Origin of the sequence: Pseudomonas sp. R2-7-07, from assembly GCF_003852355.1 — a bacterium.
Lineage (GTDB): Bacteria > Pseudomonadota > Gammaproteobacteria > Pseudomonadales > Pseudomonadaceae > Aquipseudomonas.
This window is the reverse complement of the sequence record NZ_CP027759.1, coordinates 5,252,061-5,276,006: the sequence shown is the minus strand read 5'-3', so window position 1 is coordinate 5,276,006 and position 23,946 is coordinate 5,252,061. Positions and strand designations below refer to the sequence as shown.

Below are 23,946 nucleotides of genomic sequence, written 5' to 3'. Positions count from 1 at the left end.
TCAGTTACAAACCATTCCTGGCCTTGAACTCCCGACGCCGACGATGCAACACCGGCTCGGTATACCCGTTAGGCTGTTTAGCCCCTTCAATCACCAGCTCCACCGCTGCCTGGAACGCAATGTTGCTGTCGAAATCCGGAGCCAGCGGGCGGTACAGCTTGTCACCGGCATTCTGCCGATCCACCACTGGAGCCATGCGCTTGAGGCTTTCCATCACTTGGGCTTCGTTGACGATGCCGTGGCGCAACCAGTTGGCGATGTGCTGGCTGGAGATACGCAGGGTGGCGCGGTCCTCCATCAGGCCGACATCGTTGATGTCCGGCACTTTCGAACAGCCGACGCCCTGGTCGATCCAACGGACGACATAGCCGAGGATGCCCTGGGCGTTGTTGTCCAGTTCGTTGCGGATCTCTTCTTCGGACCAGTCGGTATTCTGCGCCAGAGGAATGGTCAGGATATCGTCCACGGATGCGCGCTCGCGCTTGGCCAGTTCGGCCTGGCGCGCGAACACGTCAACCTTGTGATAGTGCAGCGCATGCAGCGCAGCCGCAGTGGGCGATGGCACCCACGCGGTGTTGGCGCCGGCCAGTGGGTGCGCGATTTTCTGTTCGAGCATCGCGGCCATCAGGTCGGGCATCGCCCACATGCCTTTGCCGATTTGCGCACGCCCTTGCAGGCCGGTGCTCAAGCCGATATCGACGTTCCAGTTCTCGTAGGCGCCGATCCATTTTTCCGCTTTCATGGCGGCCTTGCGCACCATCGCGCCGGCTTCCATGGAGGTGTGGATTTCGTCGCCGGTACGGTCGAGGAAGCCGGTGTTGATAAATACCACGCGCTCGCTGGCCGCCTTGATGCAGGCCTTGAGGTTGACGGTGGTACGCCGCTCCTCGTCCATGATCCCGACTTTGAGCGTATTGCGCGGCAGGTTCAGCACGTCCTCGATACGGCCGAACAGCTCGTTGGTGAACGCCGCTTCTTCGGGGCCGTGCATCTTCGGTTTGACGATGTACATCGAACCGGTGCGGCTGTTCTTGCGCGTACTGTTGCCGTTGAGGCTGTGGATCGCCGCCAGGCTGGTGAGCAGGCCGTCGAGGATGCCTTCCGGCACTTCGTTGCCGTCTTTATCGAGGATCGCGTCGATGGTCATCAAGTGGCCAACGTTGCGCACGAACAGCAGCGAACGGCCATGCAGGGTCACGTCGCTGCCATCCACGCCGGTGTAGACGCGGTCAGGGTTCATGGTGCGGGTGAAGGTCTTGCCGCCCTTGGCCACTTCTTCGGCCAGGTCGCCCTTCATCAGGCCGAGCCAGTTGCGGTAGATCACCACTTTGTCGTCGGCATCCACGGCGGCGACGGAATCTTCGCAGTCCATGATGGTGGTCAGCGCGGCTTCCATCAGCACGTCTTTGACGCCGGCCGCGTCGGTCTGGCCGACCGGGGTGCTGGCGTCGATCTGGATCTCGAAGTGCAGGCCGTTGTGCTTGAGCAGAATCGCAATCGGCTCGGCCGCAGGGCCCTGGAAACCGATCAACTGCGCGTCGTCACGCAGGCCGCTGTTGCTGCCGCCCTTGAGGCTGACGATCAGCTTGCCGTCGACGATCTTGTAGCCGGTGGAATCAAAGTGGCTGCCCGCACTGAGCGGCGCGGCTTCGTCGAGGAACGCACGGGCGAAGGCAATGACCTTGTCGCCGCGCACTTTGTTATAGCCCTTGCCCTTTTCCGCGCCGTTGGCTTCGCTGATGGCGTCGGTGCCATACAGCGCGTCATACAGCGAACCCCAGCGCGCATTCGAGGCGTTGAGGGCGAAGCGGGCGTTCATCACCGGCACCACCAGCTGAGGGCCGGCCATGCGCGCGATTTCATCGTCGACGTTTTGGGTCGAGGCCTGGAAGTCTGCGGCTTCTGGCAGCAGGTATCCGATGTCTTGCAGGAAGGCTTTGTAGGCCACCGGGTCGTGGGCCTGGCCGGCATGGGTCTGGTGCCAGGTATCGATCTGCGCCTGGAAATCGTCGCGTTTGGCGAGTAGGGCTTTGTTCTTCGGGGCCAGGTCGTGGATGACCTTGTCGGCGCCGGCCCAGAACTGGTCGGCAGTGATGCCGGTACCGGGAATGGCTTCGTTGTTCACGAAGTCGAACAGGACTTTGGCGACCTGCAGGCCACCGACTTGAACGTGTTCAGTCATTGCTTGCCTCACTCTGCGGAGCTTATGCGCTTTTTCAGATTTTCATTATGTAGTGCACGGTTGGGCATACTACATGATGACTTGCGGTTGTGAAAATTAGACTAAATACGTCGTTTAGCGACCCACTTTGGTCGTACGGTCACAGCGGAGAACCGGATGTTCTCAAAAAACTATTGGATTGTTCCAGATAAATATAAAAATGGTACACGATTTGTTTTCGAGGGCTCCCGGGTCCACCTTGTAGATTGAATTCCAGAGGGCTTCGCCATGGACCATCTTGTACTCACAATTATCGCCGCCGACAAACCCGGCCTGGTTGAGCGCATCGCGCAAAACATTGCCGCCCACGGTGGCAACTGGCTGGAAAGCCGCATGGCCCACATGGCCGGGCAGTTTGCCGGGATTCTGCGTGTCAGCGTTCCCGCAGAGGGTCGTCAGGCATTGGTGGGGGCGCTGGAGGATTTATCCACACACGGCATTCGCGTGTTGGTGGGTGAGGGCAGTTCCGGGCAGGCCTCGGCCTCCAAGCCGATTGTGATGACCCTGGTAGGCAATGACCGCTCGGGCATCGTGCGCGAGATCACTGCGCTGTTGAGCCAGCAGGGTGTCAACCTGGAGCGCTTGAGCACCGATGTGCGCCCGGCGCCGATGAGCGGCGATCCGCTGTTCAACGCCGAGGCCTTGCTGCAGGTGCCGTCGACGTTATCCCTGGAGGCGTTGCAGGCCTCCCTGGAAACCCTGGCGGACGATCTGATGGTGGAACTGCGCGCCGACGAATAACCATGCACAAGGTTATGCATGGAAATCTTGCATGGGCCTGTGGATAACCTGTAGAGACCCGACGCCAGGCCACGCCGCCCGGGGCTCTTCGCCACCTGAGCAAAAAACGAACAGTTTCAACGGCTTGTGCACAAATGGCGGGGATCAGGTTGTGGATAACCTTGGGGTGAATCGCTGCAAGCCACGAAGTCCGTGGCTTGCAAGGGTTTGTACGTTATTTGATCAGCGTTTGCGCATGGTCAGCCAGGCGTCCAGGCTGTAGATAACCAGGCCGGCCCAGATAAAGGCGAAGGCGATCAACGTACTGGGCGCCAGATGTTCGCCGAACAGCAGCACGGCTTCCAGCAGCACCAGCGTTGGCGCGACGTACTGCAGAAAGCCCAGTGCGGTGTAGGGCAAATGCCGTGCGGCGGCGTTGAAACACACCAGCGGGACCAGCGTGACGGGCCCGGCCGCCACCAGCCACCAGGCCTCGGAGGTGCTCCAGAACGGCAGTTGTGCACTGTGCGCCGTCGGGTTGAACAGCAACCACGCGATGGCAATCGGTACCAGCATCCAGGTTTCCACCACCAGCCCCGGCAGCGCTTTGACCGGCGCCTGCTTGCGGATCAGGCCATAGAAGCCAAACGTCAGCGCCAACACCAATGACACCCACGGCAAGCTGCCAACCTGCCACACCTGTTGCGCCACACCGACCGCCGCCAAACCCACCGCCACCCATTGCAGACGACGCAGGCGTTCGCCTAGCAGGAGCATGCCGAGCAGCACATTCACCAGCGGGTTGATGTAGTAACCCAGACTGGCCTCAAGCATGCGCCCCGTGTTCACCGACCACACGTAGGTCAGCCAGTTGGCGGCGATCAGCGAGCCACTGAGGGCGAGGATCGCCAAGCGTTTGGGGTTGTCGCGCAGCTCGCGAAACCAGCCTGGGTGTTTCCACACCATCAACAGCAAACCGCCGAACAGCGCCGACCACAGCACGCGATGCACGATGATCTCGGCGGCGGGCACACTGGCAATGGCTTTGAAATAGAGCGGGAACAGACCCCAGATGACATAGGCGCTCAGGCCCAGGATGTACCCCTTGCGAGGGTTGGCGGCGTGCATTGCAGAATCCTTGCTTAGGCAGCTAACAAAGCGCGATTGTAATTGGGTTTTCCGATCCTTCCCACGCTCTGCGTGGGAATGCCGATTTGGACGCTCTGCGTCTGCTCTTGAATGTGTGACGCAGAGCGTCACCCGATGCATTCCCACGCGGAGCGTGGGAACGATCAGCGGTCAGAACAGTTTCAGCGGCTCTTCATTGAGGGCCGACAGCTGCTCACGCAACGCCAGCACCTGATCGCCCCAGTAGCGCTCGCTGCCAAACCACGGGAAGCTGTGGGGAAATGCCGGGTCTTCCCAACGTCGCGCCAGCCAGGCGCTGTAGTGCATCAGGCGCAGGGCGCGCAAGGGTTCGATCAGGGCCAGTTCCCGTGGATCGAAGTCGTGGAACTCCTGGTAACCGTCCATCAATTCCGACAGTTGGCCCAGGCATTCCTGGCGATCCCCGGCGAGCATCATCCACAGGTCCTGCACCGCCGGGCCCATGCGGCAGTCATCCAGGTCGACGATGTGGAACATCTCGTCGCGGCACATCATGTTGCCGGGGTGGCAGTCGCCGTGCATGCGGATGTTCTTGTGCGGGGTGGCCTTGTAGACCTCTTCCACACGCTTGAGCAGGTCGCGGGCCACGGACTCGTAGGCCGGCAACAGGCTCTTGGGAATGAAGTTGCCTTCGAGCAACGTGGTCAGGGAATCGTGACCGAAGTTCTTCACGCCGAGCGCTTCGCGGTGTTCGAACGGGCAGGTGGAACCCACGGCATGCAAACGCCCGAGCAATTGCCCGAGGCGATAGAGCTGGTCGAGGTTACCCGGCTCCGGCGCCCGGCCGCCACGGCGTGGAAACAGAGTGAAGCGGAAACCTGCGTGTTCGAACAGGCTTTCGCCGTTGTGGATCAGCGGGGCGACCACCGGTACTTCGCAGTCAGCCAGCTCGAAGGTGAAGCGGTGTTCTTCCAGGATCGCTTCGTTGGTCCAGCGCTGGGGCCGGTAGAACTTGGCGATCAGGGGTTCGGAGTCTTCGATGCCCACCTGATACACGCGGTTTTCGTAGCTGTTGAGCGCCAATACACGGGCGTCGCTGAGAAAGCCGATGCTTTCGACGGCGTCGAGCACCAGGTCGGGAGTGAGTGTTTCAAACGGGTGGGCCATGCGAACTCCTGCGCGCAGCAGGGCGCCGCGTCCGGCCGGGTATGGTAACGCACCGGGCTTGAGATAGGTGGGGGCTGTGCTATCGCCATCGGGGGCAAGCCCCCTCCCACACGGAATGTATCCGCAGGTCAAAATGTGGGAGGGGGCTTGCCCCCGATAGCGGTTTGTCAGGCGCCAACAACCCCACCATCATCCCGCCGAATCGCCACCACCGACGAACGCGGCTTGCCGTTCGCCAGGTGCTCCGGCCAGGTCGAGCCCCCGGTTTCACCCGGATGCTGAATGCCCACGAACAGGGTTTTCTGATCCGGCGAAAAGCTGATCCCGGTCACTTCACACGCCACCGGCCCGACCATGAACCGGCGGATTTCTCCAGTAGTTGGGTCTGCGCAGAGCATCTGGTTATTGCCCATGCCGGCGAAGTCGCCTGAGTTGCTGTAGTCGCCGTCGGTGAGGATCCACAGGCGGCCGGCCTTGTCGAAACCCAGGCCGTCCGGGCTGTTGAACATATTTTGCGGGTTGATGTTGGACGAGCCGCCCTTCGGCGAGCCCGCGTGCACGCCGGGGTTGCCGGCGACCACGAACAGGTCCCAGGTGAAGTCCGTGGCACCGTGGTTATCGGCGTCGGCTTTCCAGCGCAGGATCTGGCCATACACGTTCTTTTCTCGCGGGTTGGGCCCGCCCACCGGCTGGCCGTCTTCGCCGCGCTTGGCGTTGTTGGTGAGGGTGCAATAGACCTGGCCATCGGTGGGGCTGACCACGATCCATTCCGGGCGGTCCATGCGTGTGGCTTTCACCACGCTGGCAGCCAGGCGTGCATGAATCAGCACTTCAGCCTGGTTGGCAAAGCCGCTGCTGGCATCGATGCCGTTTTTGCCGTGGGTAAGTTCGACCCATTGGCCTTTGCCCTTGGGGTGATCGGCATCGCCATCGCCCGCGTCGAAGATCGCCACGTACAAGGTCCCGTGATCGAGCAGATCCTTGTTGGCTTTCGGGTTGTTGTGGTCGATCCGATCGCGGCTGACGAACTTGTAGATGAACTCGCCGCGCTCGTCATCGCCCATGTACACCACGGCGCGGCCATCGCGGGTTTCTGCCAGGGCAGCGTTTTCGTGCTTGAAGCGGCCCAGGGCAGTGCGCTTGACCGGAGTGGATTGCGGGTCGAACGGGTCGATTTCCACTACCCAGCCATGGCGGTTGAGTTCGTTGGGGTTCTTGGCCATGTCGAAGCGCGGGTCGTGGGTGTGCCAGTGGATGTCTTTGCTGGCGGCGATCACGCCATAGCGTTTTTGCCCGGCGTCGAAGGTTTGCTGTGGGTCGCTGCTGCCGAAGCAGTCGGTGAAGTTCTCTTCACAGGTCAGGTAAGTGCCCCACGGCGTCTTGCCGTTGGCGCAGTTCTGGAAGGTGCCGAGGGCTTTCTTGCCGGTTTTGTCGGCGCGGGTTTTCAACCAGTCGTGGCCGGCGGCAGGCCCGCTCAGGCGGATCGGCGTGTTGCCGTGGATGCGCCGGTTGTAGCGTGAATCCTGGACGAACTGCCAGGTATCGCCCTTGCGCTGTATTTCGATCACCGAAACGCCTTCGCTGGCCAACGCCTTGCGCACGTCTTCGGCCGATTGCGGCGCGCCGCCATGGGCGTAGAGGTAGCGGTAGTTGGTGTATTCGTTGTTGATCGCCATCAGTGCGCGGCGGTCGTCACCGGGGAAGGGAAACAGGCTCATGCCGTCGTTGTTGTCGCCGAACTGTTGTTCCTGGGCCTCGGCGGTGCCGTTGCCGCTGGGGTCGAAGGCTGGGGCGCGCTTGCTCAAGGGCTGGCCCCAACTGATCAGTACCGAGGCGCTGTAGCCGGGCGGCAGGGTGAGGGTGTCGCTGGTAGCGGCGCCGATGCTGGAAAATCCCAGCAACGGGCTGGCAGAGGCGGCGTTCACGGCCAGTGCGCTGCGGCTGAGCAGGTTGCCGCCCAGGAACATCGCAGCGCCGCACAGGGCGCCGGCGCCGATGAAGCGGCGACGGGTGAGGCCGACCATCTGTTCAAGGTCGGTGGCTTGGTTTTCTTCTAATAAGTTCATGTCAGGCTCCCTACGGTTTTTGCAGATACCTTAAGGAGCGAGCGTGACGAAATTGTTGCAGTTTGATGGCGCGTGCTCGCTACACCGGGGTGCCGAGCAGTACATTGCCGGGGGCGAACTGCACCTGGATCGGCTGGCCTTGCGCGGCATTGAGCGCAGTAAGTGCGGCGGGCTGCGCCAGGGCACACAGCACCTGACCGTTGGGCAGGCCGATGCGCACTTCGCTGGGGCCGTCTTCAGCGTCGAGAACCGCCTCGATCACGCCGCTCATGCAATTGTGTCCAGGTGTTGCGGCTTGCCCGATGGCCAGCAATTCCAACCATCCGGCCTTGATCAGGGCAACCACTTCCACGCCAGCCTCCAGCTCCAGCCGTTGCGTGCTGTCGTGGGTGATCTGTGCATCCAGGTGCAGGCCGCCGGCCAATCGCAGGCGGACTCGGTCATTACGGCCCTGGCGCTCGATGGCGCTGACCTGACCGTGCAGTTGATTGCGCGCACTGGTGCGCAGCATCAGGCGCCCCAGCAGGTTGAAGTCGCGGGCCGCTTCGTCCGTGGCGAGCACTTCGGCTTGCAGCACCTGCAGTCGCTGATAGAGGCGCAGCACGCGCTCACCTTCGGCGGTCAGCCTGGCGCCGCCACCGCCTTTGCCGCCGACGCTGCGTTCCACCAGGGGCTTTTGCGCCAGGTTGTTCAGCTCATCGATGGCGTCCCAGGCGGCCTTGTAGCTCAACCCGGCACTTTTGGCGGCACGGGTGATGGAGCCCTGCTCGGCGATATGCCCCAGCAGGGCAATGCGCTGGGGGCGGCGGATGATGTGCTGGCTGAGCGGTGAGGTCAGGGACATGTGGACACGCTTGGCTGGAATGAGCGGACGTTGCCGCCCAGCGGCACGGGAGTCAAGTCACGTGCCGGGTTTTGGCGTGCGGGCCAGGCAATACACATCGACCTGGCGCGCACCGGCCTGCATCAATAACCGCGCCAGGCTATGGGCGGTGGCGCCGGTGGTCAGTACATCGTCGACCAGCGCCAGATGACGACCCTGCACCCAGGCGCCGGGTGCCAGGGCGAAGGCATTGCGCAGGTTGCGCTTGCGCGTCTTGGCGTCGAGGTCTTGTTGCGCAACGGTTTCATGGGGACGTAACAACAGGTGCTCATCGTAGGGGATGTCCAGGTCGCTGCTGAGCCAACGCGCCAGCATCGCCGCCTGGTTATAACCGCGCTGGCGCAGACGTTTGGGTGGCATCGGCACCGGCAGCAGGCAATCGGGGCGGCTGAGTTCGGCATTCTCGAACCGATGGCGCAGGAATCTTCCGAACAGGCGCCCCAGCAAGTGCCCCAAGGGCCAGCGTGCCTGGTGCTTGAACCGGCTGATCAGGCTGTCCACCGGGAAACTGTAGGTCCAGGGCGCGATCACCTGTTTATACGCGGGCGGTTGTTGCTGGCATTGGCCGCAGACCAACCCGTCCATCGGCAGGGGCAGGGCGCACACTTCGCACTGCTCCATCAGCCATGGCAGCTCGGTTTCGCAGGCGTTGCATAGACAATCGACGCTATCAGCCCGTTCATCGCAGATCAAACAGATTTGTACGTTTTTTAACCAGATGTAAACTTGGTGTTTGTGGGTTGGTTGACAGTGCATGAATCTTCCTTAAATATGCCGAGCATCCGTGTCGTACCTGTGGGTATTGCCCTTCCCGCAGCGTTAGCCAAAGCATAATCAAGGAATCGCCCATGAGCGCCAGCACCTCTGCCACCCTGCGTCACGATTGGTCTTTGGCCGAAGTCAAAGCACTGTTCGTGCAGCCGTTCAATGACCTGTTGTTCCAGGCGCAGACCGTGCACCGCGCGCATTTCGACGCCAACCGCGTGCAGGTATCCACCCTGCTGTCGATCAAAACCGGCGCGTGCCCGGAAGATTGCAAATATTGTCCGCAGTCGGGTCACTACAACACCGGCCTGGAAAAAGAAAAACTGATGGAAGTGCAGAAGGTCCTCGAAGAGGCCGCCCGCGCCAAGGCCATCGGCTCGACGCGTTTCTGCATGGGCGCCGCATGGAAGCATCCATCGGCCAAAGACATGCCCTACGTGCTGGAGATGGTCAAAGGCGTGAAGGCCATGGGCCTGGAAACCTGCATGACCCTCGGCCGTCTCGATCAGGACCAGACCGCCGCGCTGGCTCAGGCTGGCCTTGATTACTACAACCACAACCTGGATACCTCGCCGGAATTCTACGGGTCGATCATCACCACGCGCACCTACGGCGAACGCCTGCAAACCCTGGCCTACGTGCGTGAGTCGGGGATGAAGATCTGCTCGGGCGGCATCCTCGGCATGGGCGAGTCCCTGGATGACCGTGCCAACCTGCTGATCCAACTGGCCAACCTGCCGGAGCATCCGGAGTCGGTGCCGATCAACATGCTGGTCAAGGTGGCCGGTACGCCGCTGGAAAATGCCGACGACATCGACCCGTTCGACTTCATCCGCATGCTGGCGGTGGCGCGCATCCTGATGCCGCAATCCCATGTGCGCCTGTCTGCTGGGCGTGAGGCGATGAACGAGCAGATGCAGGCGCTGGCGTTCTTTGCCGGCGCCAACTCGATTTTCTACGGCGACAAGCTGCTGACCACCGCCAACCCGCAGGCGGACAAGGACATGCAACTGTTCTCGCGCCTGGGCATCTTGCCGGAAGCCCGCGAGGAGCACGCCGATGAAGTGCACCAGGCGGCGATCGAACAGGCCTTGGTGGAGCAGAAAAGCAGCGAACAGTTCTACAACGCCGCTGTTTGACTGAAACCAAATCCCAATGTGGGAGGGGGCTTGCCCCCGATGGCGCTGTGTCAGTCAGCACTTATGTTGACTGAGATACCGCCATCGGGAGCAAGCCCCCTCCCACAGTTTTGACCGAGTTGACCCTGCATGTCTTTCGATCTCGCCGCGCGCCTCGCTGCCCGCCGTGCCGAACACCTTTACCGTCAACGCCCCTTGCTGCAGAGCCCTCAAGGCCCGGAAGTGGTGGTGGACGGCAAGCCGCTGCTCGCCTTCTGCAATAACGACTACCTGGGCCTGGCCAACCATCCGCAGGTGATCGAGGCCTGGCGCGCCGGTGCGTCCCGTTGGGGCGTGGGCGGTGGTGCGTCGCACTTGGTGGTGGGCCACGCCACGCCGCACCATGCGCTGGAAGAAGCACTGGCCGACCTGACCGGGCGCCCGCGTGCGCTGCTGTTTACCACCGGCTACATGGCCAACCTCGGCGCGGTCACGGCGTTGGTGGGGCCGGGCGATACGGTGCTGGAAGACCGTCTCAACCATGCGTCGTTGCTGGATGCCGGCTTGTTGTCGGGGGCCCGTTTCAACCGCTACCTGCATAACGACGCCGCCAGCCTGGCCAAGCGCCTGGAGAAAGCCTGCGGTAACACGCTGGTGGTGACCGATGGCGTATTCAGCATGGATGGCGACCTGGCCGATCTGCCGGCGCTGGCCCGTGAAGCCAAGGCCAAAGGTGCCTGGTTGATGGTGGATGACGCCCATGGCTTCGGCCCGCTGGGGGCCAACGGCGGGGGGATCGTCGAGCATTTCGGCTTGAGCCAGGACGACGTGCCGGTACTGGTCGGTACCCTGGGCAAAGCATTCGGCACCGCCGGGGCCTTTGTGGCGGGCAGTGAAGAACTGATCGAAAGCCTGATCCAATTCGCCCGCCCCTACATCTACACCACCAGCCAGCCACCGGCATTGGCCTGCGCCACCCTGAAAAGCCTTGAGCTGCTGCGCAGCGAACACTGGCGACGCGAGCATCTCAACGCGTTGATCCGCCAGTTCCGCCAGGGCGCCGAACAGATCGGCCTGGCGCTGATGGACAGTTTTACCCCGATCCAGCCGATCCTGATTGGCGACAGCGCGCGTGCCCTGCGCCTGTCGCAGATGCTGCGCGAGCGCGGGTTGATGGTGACCGCGATCCGCCCGCCCACTGTGCCCGCCGGCAGTGCTCGTTTGCGCGTGACATTGACGGCGGCCCACAGCGCGGCGCAGGTGCAGCTATTGTTAAACGCGTTGGAGGCGTGTTTCCGATTGTTGAACGCCACGGAGCCCGAACATGCGTGACCGACTGGTATTGCTGCCCGGCTGGGGCCTCGGGGTGTCGCCGCTGGAGCCGCTGGCTGCGGCGTTGCAGGGCTTGAATGAACACCTGCAGGTGCAGGTCGAGCCCTTGCCGGCACTGGACGGCAGCGAACTGGCCGAATGGCTCGACGAACTGGATGCCACGCTGCCGGACAATGTCTGGCTCGGCGGCTGGTCCCTCGGCGGCATGCTCGCCTCAGAGCTGGCGGCGCGACGCGGCGAGCGTTGCTGCGGTTTGCTCACCCTGGCGAGCAATCCGTGTTTTGTCGCCCACGCTGATTGGCCCCATGCCATGCCCGCTGAAACATTCGACGCGTTCCTCGCCGGCTGCCACGCGGATTCCCAGGTCACCCTCAAACGCTTTGGCCTGTTGTGCGCCAAGGGCGCCGCCGACCCACGCGGGCTGTCGCGGCTGCTGGTCAGTGGAGCACCGAACACGGCGCCCAGCGTGTTGATGCCCGGCCTGGAGTTGCTCGCCCAGTTGGACACCCGCGCCGCTTTGCAGGCCTTTCGCGGGCCACAGCTGCATTTGTTTGCCGGCCAGGACGGGCTGGTGCCGGCTGAAGCCGCCAGTGACCTGCTGGCGCTGCTGCCCGACGTGGAAATCGGCCTGATTGAACAGGCCGGTCACGCTTTTCTTCTGGAAGACCCCAACGGTGTGGCGGGGGCCATCCAGGCTTTTTTGCATGAGTATGCTGATGACTGATCTATCCCATCCTCCTCTGCCGGGCGCCTTGCCGGACAAGCGCCAGGTGGCCGCTTCGTTCTCTCGGGCCGCCGCCAGTTACGACAGCGTGGCCGAGTTACAGCGGGCGGTCGGGCACGCACTGCTCGCTCGGCTGCCGATGAGCCTTGCGCCCCAGTGCTGGCTCGATCTGGGCTGCGGCACGGGCTATTTCAGCCGTGCACTGGCTGAGCGCCTGCCGGCCAGCCAAGGCACGGCGCTGGATATTGCCGAGGGCATGCTCAACCATGCGCGGCCTTTGGGCGGCGCGCAGCACTTCGTCGCGGGGGATGCGGAACGCCTGCCGCTGAAGGCCGACAGCTTCGAGCTGATCTTCTCCAGCCTGGCGGTGCAGTGGTGTGCGAGCTTTGATGCGGTCCTCAGTGAAGCGTTTCGCGTGCTGCAACCGGGCGGCGTGCTGGCCTTCGCCAGCCTGTGCGTAGGCACGCTGGATGAACTGCGCGAAAGCTGGCGCGCGGCGGACGGCCTGGTTCACGTCAACCGCTTCCGCACCTTTGAGGCGTATCAACAGCTGTGCGCCGCCAGTGGTTTTCGGGTGGCGAGCCTGGAGCGACGGGCCCATGTACTGCATTACCCGGACGTGCGCAGCCTGACCCACGAATTGAAAGCCTTGGGCGCGCATAACCTCAACCCAGGGCGCCCGGGAGGCTTGACCGGCCGTGCGCGAATCGCGGCATTGATGCAGGCTTACGAGCAGTTCCGTCAGGCCCAGGGCCTGCCCGCCACCTATCAGGTGGTGTACGCCGTACTGGAGAAACCGCTATGAGCGCCGCTTATTTCATCACCGGTACCGACACCGATGTGGGCAAGACCACCATCGCTGCCGGCCTGCTGCATGCTGCGCGTCAAGCCGGCAACAGCACGGCGGCGGGAAAGCCCGTGGCCTCGGGCTGCCAGGTAACGCCCAAGGGGTTGCGCAATGCCGATGCCCTGGCGCTGCTCGCCGAATGTTCGTTGCCCTTGACGTATGCCGAGGTCAACCCGGTGGCGTTCGAACCGGCGATTGCACCGCATCTGGCCGCCCGCGAGGCAGGTGTCGCGCTCACGGTGCAATCGCTGCTCAAGCCGATGCAGCGGATCCTGGCGCACCAAGCGGACTTCACGTTGATCGAAGGCGCGGGCGGTTGGCGTGTGCCCCTGGCCGACCAGGCTAATCTGTCGGACCTGGCCATTGCGCTCAAGCTGCCGGTGATTCTGGTGGTGGGGGTGCGGCTGGGGTGTATCAGCCACGCGTTGCTCACGGCCGAAGCGATCGCACGAGATGGTCTGTCGCTGGCCGGTTGGGTGGCCAATATCATCGATCCGAAGACCTCTCGTCTGGAAGAGAACCTCGCCACCTTGGCCGAGCGTTTGCCGGCGCCTTGCCTGGGGCGAGTGCCCAAACTCAAGCACGCCGGGGCAGGCGCAGTGGCCGCCTACCTGGAAATGGACCTGCTTGACTGATTTTGGCTATCGCTAAGGCAATATGCCATTAGTGTTTTTAGCGGGCCTTTTGCCAGGATGTCTGGTTCAATTGGCTATCACGATTCTCTAAAGGCAGGCTTGCGCCATGGAAATCTCTGGAAGCAGCGCGTTTTATTCGGGCCTGAGCACCATTCAGGCCGGGCAGAGCCGTGTCGACCAGGCCGCCGGCAACATTGCCAGCGCCGCGACCACCCAGCCATCGGCCGCGCAAAGCGACCGTCTGCAGGCCAATGATCGTGCCCAGGCATCCAATTCGGCGAGCAATATGGTCGAAATGGCTCAGGGCAAGTTTCAAGTGGAGCTGGGGGCGAAAGTCGCCAAGGCTTCGGACGAAATGCTCGGTACGTTGATCGATACTTACGCCTGACCCTTCTGCCTTATGCAATTCAAAATGTGGGAGGGGGCTTGCCCCCGATGGCGATGGGTCAGTCAAAAATATACTGACTGATACTCCGCTATCGGGGGCAAGCCCCCTCCCACATTTTTCCCTGCTTACTCCTGATCAATCCCTGTACTCATTTGTGAAGCGGCAATCCGCCACGGGCTTCGCCGTGCGCGCCATTGACGCGCATCAAGACAAACGGCATCGGGCCGACGCTTGACAACCCCAGGTCGTAAACGTATGTTTCAAACACCTGTTTGACCGCCATCACACACCCACGCGGTTGTTCATCCCAGATACATCAGCAGAGGTTTATCGCTATGCCTGACTACAAGGCCCCCTTGCGTGATATTCGCTTCGTTCGTGACGAACTGCTCGGCTATGAAGCGCACTATCAGAGCCTGCCGGCTTGCCAGGACGCTACCCCGGACATGGTCGACGCCATTCTGGAAGAAGGCGCCAAGTTCTGTGAGCAAGTGCTGGCACCGCTGAACCGCGTGGGTGACATCGAAGGGTGTACCTGGAGCGAGTCAGGCGTTAAAACCCCAGCAGGTTTCAAAGAAGCCTACAAACAGTTCGTCGAAGGCGGCTGGCCAAGCCTGGCTCACGACGTGGCACACGGCGGTCAAGGCCTGCCCGAGTCCCTGGGCCTTGCAGTGAGTGAAATGGTCGGCGAAGCCAACTGGTCGTGGGGCATGTACCCAGGCCTGTCCCATGGCGCTATGAACACCATTTCCGAGCATGGCACGCCCGAGCAGCAAGACGCCTACCTGACCAAACTGGTCTCGGGCGAGTGGACCGGCACCATGTGCCTGACCGAACCGCACTGCGGCACCGACCTGGGCATGCTGCGCACCAAGGCCGAACCCCAGGCCGACGGTTCCTACAAAGTCTCCGGCACCAAGATCTTCATCTCGGCCGGTGAACACGACATGGCCGACAACATCGTCCACATCGTCCTGGCGCGCCTGCCGGATGCACCGGCTGGCACCAAAGGTATCTCGTTGTTCATCGTGCCCAAGTTCCTGCCCAACGCCGATGGTTCGGTGGGCGAGCGCAACGCGGTGACCTGTGGCTCCCTGGAGCACAAGATGGGTATCCACGGCAACGCCACCTGCGTGATGAACTTCGACGCGGCTACCGGTTACCTGATCGGCCCGGCGAACAAAGGCCTGAACTGCATGTTCACCTTTATGAACACCGCGCGTCTGGGGACTGCGCTGCAAGGCCTGGCCCACGCCGAAATCGGCTTCCAGGGCGGCCTCAAATATGCGCGTGATCGCTTGCAGATGCGCTCCCTGACCGGCCCGAAAGCGCCGGAAAAAGCCGCCGACCCGATCATCGTGCACCCCGACGTGCGCCGCATGCTGCTGACCATGAAAGCCTTCGCCGAAGGCAACCGTGCGATGGTGTACTTCACCGCCAAGCAAGTGGATATCGTCAAGTACGGCACCGATGACGAAGCCAAGAAACAGGCCGATGGCCTGCTGGCCTTCATGACCCCAATCGCCAAGGCGTTCATGACCGAAGTCGGTTTCGAGTCCGCCAACCACGGCGTACAGATCTACGGCGGCCACGGGTTCATCGCTGAGTGGGGCATGGAGCAGAACGTTCGCGACAGCCGTATTTCGATGCTGTACGAAGGCACCACCGGCATTCAGGCGCTGGACCTGCTCGGTCGTAAAGTGCTGATGACCCAAGGCGAAGCGCTGAAGGGCTTCACCAAGATCGTCCACAAGTTCTGCCAGGCCAACGAAGGCAATGAAGCGGTCAAAGAGTTCGTTACACCGCTGGCGGCGCTGAACAAAGAGTGGGGCGAGTTGACCATGAAGGTCGGCATGGCCGCGATGAAAGACCGTGAAGAAGTCGGTGCCGCCTCGGTGGACTACCTGATGTACTCCGGTTACGCGTGCCTGGCTTACTTCTGGGCCGACATGGCCCGCCTGGCCGCTGAAAAACTGGCCGCCGGCACCACCGAAGAGGCGTTCTACACCGCCAAGCTGCAGACCGCGCGCTTCTACTTCCAGCGCATCCTGCCGCGCACCCGCACCCACGTGGCAACCATGCTGTCGGGCGCGAGCAACCTGATGGACATGAAAGAAGAAGACTTCGGCCTGGCTTACTAAGCCGCACCGGGATCTTCCGAAACCGCCGCCCTTAGGGGGGGCGGTTTTTTTTTCGCCGGTTGTAATGCCACTAGCCGATCCCCTGTGGGAGGGGGCTTGAACTGGCCTAATGATCCCGGACACCTCTTAAGGGCGATATGATTCGCCCAATCAGGAGGTTCCATGCAAGAACGAAAGACCTACACCCGCGAGTTCAAGCAACGTGCTGCAAGTATGGTTCTTGATGATAACTGCTCAGTTCCTGACGTCTGCGCGTCGATGAGCGTTGGGCCTACGGCTCTGCGCCGTTGGATTGATCAGGTTCGCAAAGAGCGTCAGAAAGGGCAGCCAGTGGCAGGTACCAAGGCAATCAGCGACGAACAGCGAGAGCTTCAACAGCTGCGAGCCAAGGTCAAGCGCCTGGAGACCGAGGCTGAAATCTTAAAAAAAGCTACGGCTCTCTTGATGTCGGATCCCGATCGTTTTTCCTGATCGAGGAGCTGAGAGAGTCGAGCTCATATCCGACCCGCCTTCTTTGTAGTGCGCTGAACGTTTCCCGCAGCGCGCTTTATGACTGGCTTAAGCGTCGCTCAGAGCCGAATACCAAGCGTGACGCGCTTAGAGCAAAAGTCGTGCAACTGCATGACGAAAGCCGGGGAAGTGCAGGTGCACGGATGATCTCTCAGCACTTGAAGGCCCAGCAGATCAAGGTAGGTCGGCATCTGGCCGGAAAACTCATGGCGGAGGCAAATCTGGCCAGCAGACAGCGCCGCCGCCATCAATATCGCTCTAGAGGCGTTGAAGCATTTGTGGCCAAGAACCTGCTTGAGCGTAACTTCGAGCCAACCGCAATTAATCAAGTCTGGTGCGGCGACGTTACCAGCCTAATGGTTGGGAAACGCTGGTATCACTTGGCAGTGGTCATTGATCTGTTCGCCCGCCGAATCGTTGGCTGGGCGTTTTCTCTGATCAATGACGCCAACCTGGTTAGCAAGGCGCTGAGAATGGCGGTGGAGGTTCGAGGCAAACATGCAGGCTTGATGTTTCATTCGGATCAAGGCTGCCAATACACCAGCCAGCTCTTTCAGTCCGCGTTGCTGGAGTATGGGATAACCCAAAGCATGAGCCGCAGAGGGCAGTGCTGGGACAATGCACCAACAGAGCGTTTCTTCGGGACGCTCAAATCAGAGTGGGTGCCCACCAAGGGCTATATGACAGTTGAAGAAGCCAAGCAGGATATGACCAGCTTCTTCATGCGATACAACCGAATCAGGCTCCACAGCTACAACAACTACCTGTCGCCAATAGCCATGGAGCAGAAGGCGGCTTGATCACCGTAATCGGTGTCCGGAAAAACTTGACCAGAACAGCTTGCTCCCGATAGCGGTGGGTCAGCTACAAAGGGGTTGACTGATACACCGCTATCGGGAGCAAGCCCCCTCCCACATTCGGTCACTGTCGACTATAAAAATTGCACCCTTGCATTAAGGGATTACCGGACCGTGCCGTTACAGTGATGGCAATGTGATACATGTCGGACGAGTTGTGTTTAACTGGTCCCGCAGAGGCACTATGCCATCACTTTTTGCGGGTCGGAGTTTTACCCTTGTCACGCGTGTCTGCCGTACGGTTCAGCCATTTCCTGCCCTCGTTGCTGCTGTTGCTGGCCGGGCTCTCGGCTGCGTATCTCAAAGACCTCAACGTCTTCTTCACCTCGCTGTTCAACGTGCTGCCCACCTTGGTGCTGTTGCTCGGCGGTGCGTACTGCGCGGTTTATCGGCGCCAGCGTGAGCTGTTCCTGATGATCACGGTGTATGTCGCGTATTTCCTGCTCGACACCCAGACCGATTTCTACCGCGATAATGGCCGCGTGCGCGAAGACGCCGCCGTGGTGTTTCACCTGTGCTGCCTGCTGCTGCCCTTGCTGTTCAGCGTGTATGCGCTGTGGCAGGAAAAGACCCACTTGTTTCGCGACTTCGTCGCACGCTGCGCGGTGTTGCTGGCCGTCGGCAGCGTGGCGCTGGCGCTGGAGCAAAGTTATCCCCAGGGCGTGCTGGACTGGTTGGCTGAAATTCGCTGGCCGGCGCTGCATGGCGCCTGGATGAGCCTGATCCAGCTGTCATACCCGATGTTTCTGATCGGCTTTCTCACCCTGGCCGCCCAGTACTGGTATCAGCCGCGCCCGCTGCATGCCGCGCAGTTGGTGGGGTTGCTGGGGATGTTCTGGATGCTGCCGCAAACCTTCATCCTGCCGTTTACCCTCAACATCATGTGCAGCCAGGTCATGCTGATGATCGCTGCCGGTGTGGCGCACGAGGCGTATCAAATGGCGTTTCGCGATGAGCTGACCGGCTTGCCGGGGCGCCGCGCCCTTAACGAGCGCATGCAGCGGCTGGGCCGCAACTACGTGCTGGCGATGGGCGACGTCGACCACTTCAAGCGTTTCAACGACACCCATGGCCATGACGTGGGTGACCAGGTGTTGCGCCTGGTGGCCAGCAAGCTGTCCAAGGTCAACGGCGGCGGGCGCGCCTATCGTTACGGCGGGGAAGAGTTTGCCGTGGTGTTCGCCGGCAAGACCCTGGATGAATGCCTGCCGCACCTGGAGGAAATCCGCGAGATCATCGCCAACTATGCGATCAAATTGCGCAACCCGGACCGACCCCCTGACGACCATCAAGGCCGCCAGCGTCGAGCCGGCAGCGGCGCCTCGAGTGTGTCGGTGACCGTCAGCATCGGCGTGGCCGAGCGCCAGGCCGAGCAGCGCAGCCCTGAAGAAGTGCTCAAATCCGCCGACCAGGCGCTGTATGCCGCCAAGGGCGCCGGGCGCAATTGTGTGATCGCAGCCGGGCAGAACCGTCGCGGTGCGGTGCGTATGGAGCGTGCTGCCGGTTGAGTAATGGTGCTGTATTCAGCAGCGCTACAGTGATTGTTCGAGGCGTTGGCCGGCAGTAGCTTGAACTATCTGCCGCCGGAGACATTGCCATGCCTGAATACAAAGCTCCCCTGCGCGACATGCGCTTTCTGATCGACAACGTGTTCGACTTCCACGGCCACTACGCGGCCCTGGGTGCGACGGACGCCAGCCCCGACATGGTCAATGCAATTCTCGAAGAGGGCGCGAAGTTCTGCGAGAACGTACTCGCGCCGCTCAATCGCAGCGGCGATGAAGAGGGCTGCCATTTCGATCAGGGTGTGGTGACCACGCCCAAGGGCTTCAAGGAAGCCTTCGCTCAGTACGCGGAAGGTGGCTGGCACGGCTTGGCGGCCGACCCGACCTACGGCGGCCAAGGCTTGCCGCAGTCACTGGGGCTGGTGCTGAGCGAGATGATCGGCTCCAGCAACACGTCCTGGGGCATGTACCCAGGCCTGACCCACGGTGCAATGTCAGCGATCCACGCCCATGGCACCGACGAACAGAAAGCCACTTACCTGCACAAGCTCACTGCTGGCGAATGGACCGGCACCATGTGCCTGACCGAAGCCCACTGCGGCACCGACCTGGGCTTGATCAAGACCCGCGCCGTACCTCAGGCCGACGGCAGTTACGCGGTCACCGGCAGCAAGATCTTCATCTCGGCCGGCGAGCACGACATGAGTGCCAACATCATCCATCTGGTGCTGGCCAAACTGCCGGATGCACCGGCGGGCACCAAAGGCATCTCGTTGTTTATCGTGCCCAAGTTCCATGCCGATTCCGGTGAACGCAACGCGGTGCACTGCGGCTCCATCGAGCACAAGATGGGCATCAAGGCCTCGGCCACCTGCGTGCTGAACTTCGACGGCGCCAAGGGCTTCCTGATTGGTGAGGCGAACAAAGGCCTCAACTGCATGTTCACCATGATGAACCACGCGCGCCTGGGCACCGGGATGCAGGGCTTGTGCAATGGCGAGGCGAGCTTCCAGGGCGCGATCAAATACGCCAACGACCGCCTGCAAATGCGCTCGTTGACCGGCGCCAAGGCCCCGGAGAAAGCCGCCGACCCGATCATCGTGCATGCCGACGTACGCCGCATGCTGCTGACCATGAAAGCCTTCAACGAAGGTAATCGCGCGCTGACCTACTTCACCGCCCAGTTGCTCGACACGGCGCACCTGAGTGACGACGCCGGCCAGCGCCAGGAGGCCGAGGACTTGTTGGCCTTCCTCACGCCGATCTGCAAAGCCTTCATGACCGAAACCGGGCTGGAGGTGACCAACCACGGTATGCAGGTATTCGGCGGCCATGGCTACATTCGCGAGTGGGGCATGGAGCAATTGGCCCGGGATGCACGGATTGCGCCGATCTATGAAGGCACCAACGGTATCCAGGCCCTCGACCTGCTGGGGCGCAAGGTGCTGGGCAGCCAGGGCAAGTTGCTGCGCGGCTTTACCAGAATTGTGCATAAGTTCTGCGTCGCCAATGCCGAGCATGCGCAATTCAAGGCCGCGGTAGAACAGCTCAACCAGTTGAACCAGCAATGGGGTGAGCTGACCCTGAAGGTAGGCACGGCAGCGATGAAAAATCCTGATGAAGTAGGCGCGGCGGCCATGGATTACCTGATGTACAGCGGTTACATCATCCTCGCCTACCTGTGGTTGCGCATGGCGATCGCGGCGCAGGCACACCACGAGCCAGAGTTTGCCCAGAGCAAACTGGCGACCTGCGACTTTTACTTCAAGCGCCTGTTGCCACGCACCGCCATGCACCGGGCTGCGGTGGAGGCGGGCAGCGACTGCCTGATGATCTTACCGGCGCAGGCGTTTGCCCTATAGACGGAAGAGGTTCGGCGTGACTTTTAAATACTTAATGGTCACGAACGGACCCTATGTGTCTGAAAAGTTGTTCGGGTACACTCGGAGTCTGTAAAACCGATCCTATCGAATCACTTTTCACGTTCTCACGAGGTTTGCCATGGCTGATTACAAAGCGCCGTTGCGTGATATGCGCTTCGTCCTCAACGAAGTTTTTGAAGTCGCCACGACGTGGGCCCAGTTGCCTGCCCTGGCCGACACGGTTGACGCCGAAACCGTTGAAGCGATCCTCGAAGAAGCCGGCAAGGTCACCGCCAAATCCATCGCGCCGTTAAGCCGTGGCGGCGATGAGCAAGGCTGCCACTGGACGGACGGTGCGGTCACTACGCCGGACGGTTTCCCCCAGGCCTACGCGACTTACGCCGAAGGTGGTTGGGTCGGGGTGGGTGGCGACCCGGTGTACGGCGGCATGGGCATGCCCAAGGCGGTGTCGGCGCAGGTTGAAGAGATGATCAACTCGTCCAGCCTGGCTTTCGGCCTGTACCCGATGTTGACCTCGGGCGCTTGCGTGTCGATCAATACCCACGCCAGCGAGGAACTCAAGGCCACCTATCTGCCGAAGATGTATTCCGGCGAGTGGGCCGGTTCCATGTGCCTGACCGAAGCCCATGCCGGCACTGACCTGGGCATGATTCGCACCAAGGCCGAGCCCCAAGCGGACGGTTCCTACAAAGTCAGCGGCACCAAGATTTTCATTACCGGCGGCGAACACGACCTGACCGAAAACATCATCCACCTGGTGCTGGCCAAACTGCCGGATGCACCGGCGGGCCCCAAAGGCATCTCGCTGTTTCTGGTGCCGAAGTTCATGGTGAACGCCGACGGCAGCCTCGGCGCACGCAACCCGGTGAACTGCGGTTCGATCGAACACAAGATGGGCATCCAGGCCTCCGCGACGTGCGTGATGAACTTCGACGAAGCGGTGGGTTACCTGGTCGGTGAGCCTAACCGTGGCTTGGCGGCGATGTTCACCATGATGAACTACGAGCGTCTGGGGGTGGGCATCCAGGGCCTGGCATCCGGCGAGCGCTCCTACCAGAACGCGATTGAATATGCCCGCGACCGGCTGCAGAGCCGCTCTCCATTGGGCGCACAAGCCAAGGAAAAACCCGCCGACCCGATCATCGTGCACCCGGACGTGCGCCGCATGCTGCTGACCATGAAGGCGGCGAACGAAGGCGGCCGTGCGTTCTCCACCTACGTCGCGACGCAACTGGACATCGCCAAGTTCAGCGAAGACGCCGCCGCCCGCGAGCGTGCCGACAACCTGGTGGCGCTGTTGACGCCGGTCGCCAAGGCATTCCTCACGGACCTGGGCCTGGAAACCACCGTGCTCGGCCAGCAAGTATTTGGTGGCCACGGCTACATTCGCGAGTGGGGCCAGGAGCAGTTGGTGCGTGATGTGCGCATCACCCAGATCTACGAAGGCACCAATGGTATCCAGGCGCTGGATCTGATGGGGCGCAAGATCGTCGGCAACGGCGGCGCGTTCTACACCTTGTTCGCCGATGAGATCCGCCAGTTCATCGCCACTGCGGGCGAGGCATTGGGCGAGTTCACCCGTCCGCTCGGCGCGGCAGTGGATAACCTCGATGAACTGACCGCCTGGGTGCTGGACCGTGCCAAGACCAACCCGAATGAAATCGGCGCAGCCTCGGTGGAATACCTGCATGCGTTCGGTTACATGGCGTATGCCTATATGTGGGCGCGCATGGCCAAGGCTGCGTTGGGCAAAGAGGCCGAAGAGGATTTCTATGCCAGCAAGCTGGGCACTGCGCGCTTCTACTTTGCGCGCCTGTTGCCACGCATTCACTCGTTGAGTGCGTCGGTAAAAGCCGGTAGCGAATCACTGTTCCTGATGGATGAAGCACTGTTCTAGGGGGCGAAGCGCGCATGTAAGCATTCTCTTACATGACGTGCTGCTAATCGTCCTCTATCGCCATATTGGATCCACGGATAATCTACTTCACATGGACGTCGCGCAGGAAGCGCAAAGCAACAACACGGACACGTAGGATTCTGCCAGGATGGCGGAGTGAAATGGATGTCAGGGAAACAGTCTGCAAAGCCCCGCTTCGGCGGGGTTTTCTTTTGCCCGCGAAAAAGTCAGGCGCCTGCCTGCGGGGCATTCATCACGTCCTCCAGCAACGTGCGCAGCAATGCCACCGTCGCTTGCTGGCGCTGCACGTCACGGCACACCAATCCGACTTTCAACGGCACCCTGGGTTCGCTCAAGGGTTTCCACAGCAGCGACTGGCTGTTGTGTTCGTCCTGCGAACGCCCCGGTAGCACAGTGGCCAACTGGGTGTGGGGCAGGCTGTCGAGAATCCCCACCATGGTATTGAGCTCCGCCTGCACCTGCGGGCGCCGACCCAGGTTGGCCAACTGGGCCTGCCAGATCTGGCGCACCTGAAATTCCTCGCCCAATAGCAACATCGGCAACTCGGCTGCCTGTTTCAGCGAGACCTTCTTGAATTCCCGCAAGGGATGTTGCTCAGGGATGACTACCTTCAACTCATCTTCATACAACAACACGCCATGCAGGCCCGGCTGGCGCGGTGGCAGGTAGCTGATACCGATGTCCAGCGAGCCGTTGAGCAGCCGGCGTTCGATTTCCAGCCCGGTCAATTCGTAGATCTGCACCACCAGGTGGGGTTGGGCCTTGCGCACCCGCTCGAGCATCTGCGGCACCAGGCTGGTGTGCACGGTTTGTAGCACGCCGATGGCCAAGGTGCGCATCGCCTGGCCTTTGAAGTTGCGCAACGCCTCCACGGCTTGTTGCATGCCGTCGATCAGGGGCAAGGCATGGTTGTACAACGTGTGTGCCGCCAGCGTAGGGAGCAGGCGTTTGCTGCTGCGCTCGAACAGGCTCACGTCCAGGTTCTGTTCCAGTTGGCGAACCTGCTGCGACAAGGCCGGTTGGGAAATCGACAGACGCTCGGCGGCACGGCCTACATGGCCTTCTTCATACACCGCGACGAAATAACGCAGTTGCTTGAAATCCATAAGATTTGCTTATCGAAAAAGCTGGAAAATCGAAATGGCCGTGGGCCCTTGAG

General features: G+C 61.5%; 20 protein-coding genes. 13 read left to right on the top strand and 7 right to left on the bottom strand.

What is annotated here, in order from left to right; all coding sequences use genetic code 11:
* Nucleotides 1-4: 4 nt before the first annotated feature.
* Nucleotides 5-2,182, bottom strand: a complete 2,178-nt coding sequence (locus C4J86_RS24270) for a malate synthase G (RefSeq protein ID WP_124372076.1) — start codon at nt 2,180-2,182, stop codon at nt 5-7.
* Between the two features lie 267 nt (nt 2,183-2,449).
* Between C4J86_RS24270 and C4J86_RS24265 the strand changes: the two genes are divergently transcribed.
* Nucleotides 2,450-2,962 (top strand): glycine cleavage system protein R, encoded by a 513-nt coding sequence (locus C4J86_RS24265; RefSeq protein ID WP_124372075.1) that lies wholly within the window; start codon nt 2,450-2,452, stop codon nt 2,960-2,962.
* A gap of 222 nt (nt 2,963-3,184) precedes the next feature.
* On the opposite strand, the gene rarD is transcribed toward C4J86_RS24265, so the two are convergent.
* The 5 genes from rarD to C4J86_RS24240 form a co-directional block, all read right to left on the bottom strand.
* Nucleotides 3,185-4,069 carry an EamA family transporter RarD gene (rarD, locus tag C4J86_RS24260; protein WP_124372074.1) on the bottom strand — a complete coding sequence of 295 codons (885 nt, stop codon included), beginning with the start codon at nt 4,067-4,069 and terminating at the stop codon, nt 3,185-3,187.
* A 171-nt stretch (nt 4,070-4,240) separates the two neighbouring features.
* Nucleotides 4,241-5,215, bottom strand: a complete 975-nt coding sequence (locus C4J86_RS24255; RefSeq protein WP_124372073.1) for a serine/threonine protein kinase — start codon at nt 5,213-5,215, stop codon at nt 4,241-4,243.
* 167 nt (nt 5,216-5,382) lie between these two features.
* Nucleotides 5,383-7,281, bottom strand: coding sequence for a PhoX family phosphatase (locus tag C4J86_RS24250; protein ID WP_124368590.1), 1,899 nt, complete (start codon nt 7,279-7,281; stop codon nt 5,383-5,385).
* A 79-nt stretch (nt 7,282-7,360) separates the two neighbouring features.
* A complete protein-coding gene (locus C4J86_RS24245) occupies nt 7,361-8,125 on the bottom strand; it encodes a TOBE domain-containing protein (RefSeq protein ID WP_124372072.1) in 765 nt (254 codons plus the stop codon).
* Nucleotides 8,126-8,182: 57 nt separating this feature from the next.
* Entirely contained in the window at nt 8,183-8,920 is a 738-nt protein-coding gene (locus C4J86_RS24240; RefSeq protein WP_124372071.1) for a ComF family protein, read from the bottom strand.
* A gap of 92 nt (nt 8,921-9,012) precedes the next feature.
* Between C4J86_RS24240 and bioB the strand changes: the two genes are divergently transcribed.
* The 12 genes from bioB to C4J86_RS24185 all read left to right on the top strand — a co-directional run bounded on the left by bioB (nt 9,013) and on the right by C4J86_RS24185 (nt 22,766).
* Nucleotides 9,013-10,068, top strand: coding sequence for a biotin synthase BioB (gene bioB, locus C4J86_RS24235; RefSeq protein WP_124364680.1), 1,056 nt, complete (start codon nt 9,013-9,015; stop codon nt 10,066-10,068).
* A 129-nt stretch (nt 10,069-10,197) separates the two neighbouring features.
* Nucleotides 10,198-11,379: an 8-amino-7-oxononanoate synthase gene (bioF, locus tag C4J86_RS24230; RefSeq protein WP_124372070.1), complete on the top strand. Its 1,182-nt coding sequence runs from the start codon at nt 10,198-10,200 to the stop codon at nt 11,377-11,379.
* Complete coding sequence (locus C4J86_RS24225; RefSeq protein ID WP_124372069.1) at nt 11,372-12,103, top strand: alpha/beta fold hydrolase; 732 nt, start codon at nt 11,372-11,374, stop codon at nt 12,101-12,103. Before bioF ends, C4J86_RS24225 begins: the two co-directional genes overlap by 8 nt.
* Nucleotides 12,096-12,908 (top strand): malonyl-ACP O-methyltransferase BioC, encoded by an 813-nt coding sequence (gene bioC / locus C4J86_RS24220; RefSeq protein WP_124372068.1) that lies wholly within the window; start codon nt 12,096-12,098, stop codon nt 12,906-12,908. Before C4J86_RS24225 ends, bioC begins: the two co-directional genes overlap by 8 nt.
* Complete coding sequence (gene bioD / locus C4J86_RS24215; protein WP_124372067.1) at nt 12,905-13,585, top strand: dethiobiotin synthase; 681 nt, start codon at nt 12,905-12,907, stop codon at nt 13,583-13,585. Before bioC ends, bioD begins: the two co-directional genes overlap by 4 nt.
* A gap of 106 nt (nt 13,586-13,691) precedes the next feature.
* The gene (locus C4J86_RS24210; RefSeq protein ID WP_124364675.1) at nt 13,692-13,973 is read left to right on the top strand and encodes a pyrroloquinoline quinone biosynthesis protein PqqE; all 282 of its coding nucleotides are present in this window, start codon (nt 13,692-13,694) and stop codon (nt 13,971-13,973) included.
* Nucleotides 13,974-14,308: 335 nt separating this feature from the next.
* Nucleotides 14,309-16,114 (top strand): phenylacyl-CoA dehydrogenase, encoded by a 1,806-nt coding sequence (locus C4J86_RS24205; protein WP_124372066.1) that lies wholly within the window; start codon nt 14,309-14,311, stop codon nt 16,112-16,114.
* A 162-nt stretch (nt 16,115-16,276) separates the two neighbouring features.
* Entirely contained in the window at nt 16,277-16,585 is a 309-nt protein-coding gene (locus C4J86_RS27165) for a transposase (protein WP_256660109.1), read from the top strand.
* A complete protein-coding gene (locus C4J86_RS24200) occupies nt 16,582-17,424 on the top strand; it encodes an IS3 family transposase (RefSeq protein WP_305955299.1) in 843 nt (280 codons plus the stop codon). The genes C4J86_RS27165 and C4J86_RS24200 overlap by 4 nt, the downstream gene beginning before the upstream one ends.
* A gap of 275 nt (nt 17,425-17,699) precedes the next feature.
* Nucleotides 17,700-18,989: a diguanylate cyclase gene (locus C4J86_RS24195; RefSeq protein WP_124372065.1), complete on the top strand. Its 1,290-nt coding sequence runs from the start codon at nt 17,700-17,702 to the stop codon at nt 18,987-18,989.
* Nucleotides 18,990-19,078: 89 nt separating this feature from the next.
* Nucleotides 19,079-20,848 (top strand): acyl-CoA dehydrogenase C-terminal domain-containing protein, encoded by a 1,770-nt coding sequence (locus C4J86_RS24190; protein WP_124372064.1) that lies wholly within the window; start codon nt 19,079-19,081, stop codon nt 20,846-20,848.
* A 139-nt stretch (nt 20,849-20,987) separates the two neighbouring features.
* On the top strand, nt 20,988-22,766 hold the full coding sequence (locus tag C4J86_RS24185; protein ID WP_124372063.1) for an acyl-CoA dehydrogenase C-terminal domain-containing protein: 1,779 nt from the start codon (nt 20,988-20,990) through the stop codon (nt 22,764-22,766).
* Nucleotides 22,767-22,993: 227 nt separating this feature from the next.
* On the opposite strand, the gene C4J86_RS24180 is transcribed toward C4J86_RS24185, so the two are convergent.
* Nucleotides 22,994-23,893: a LysR family transcriptional regulator gene (locus C4J86_RS24180; protein ID WP_124372062.1), complete on the bottom strand. Its 900-nt coding sequence runs from the start codon at nt 23,891-23,893 to the stop codon at nt 22,994-22,996.
* Between the last annotated feature and the right edge of the window lie 53 nt (nt 23,894-23,946).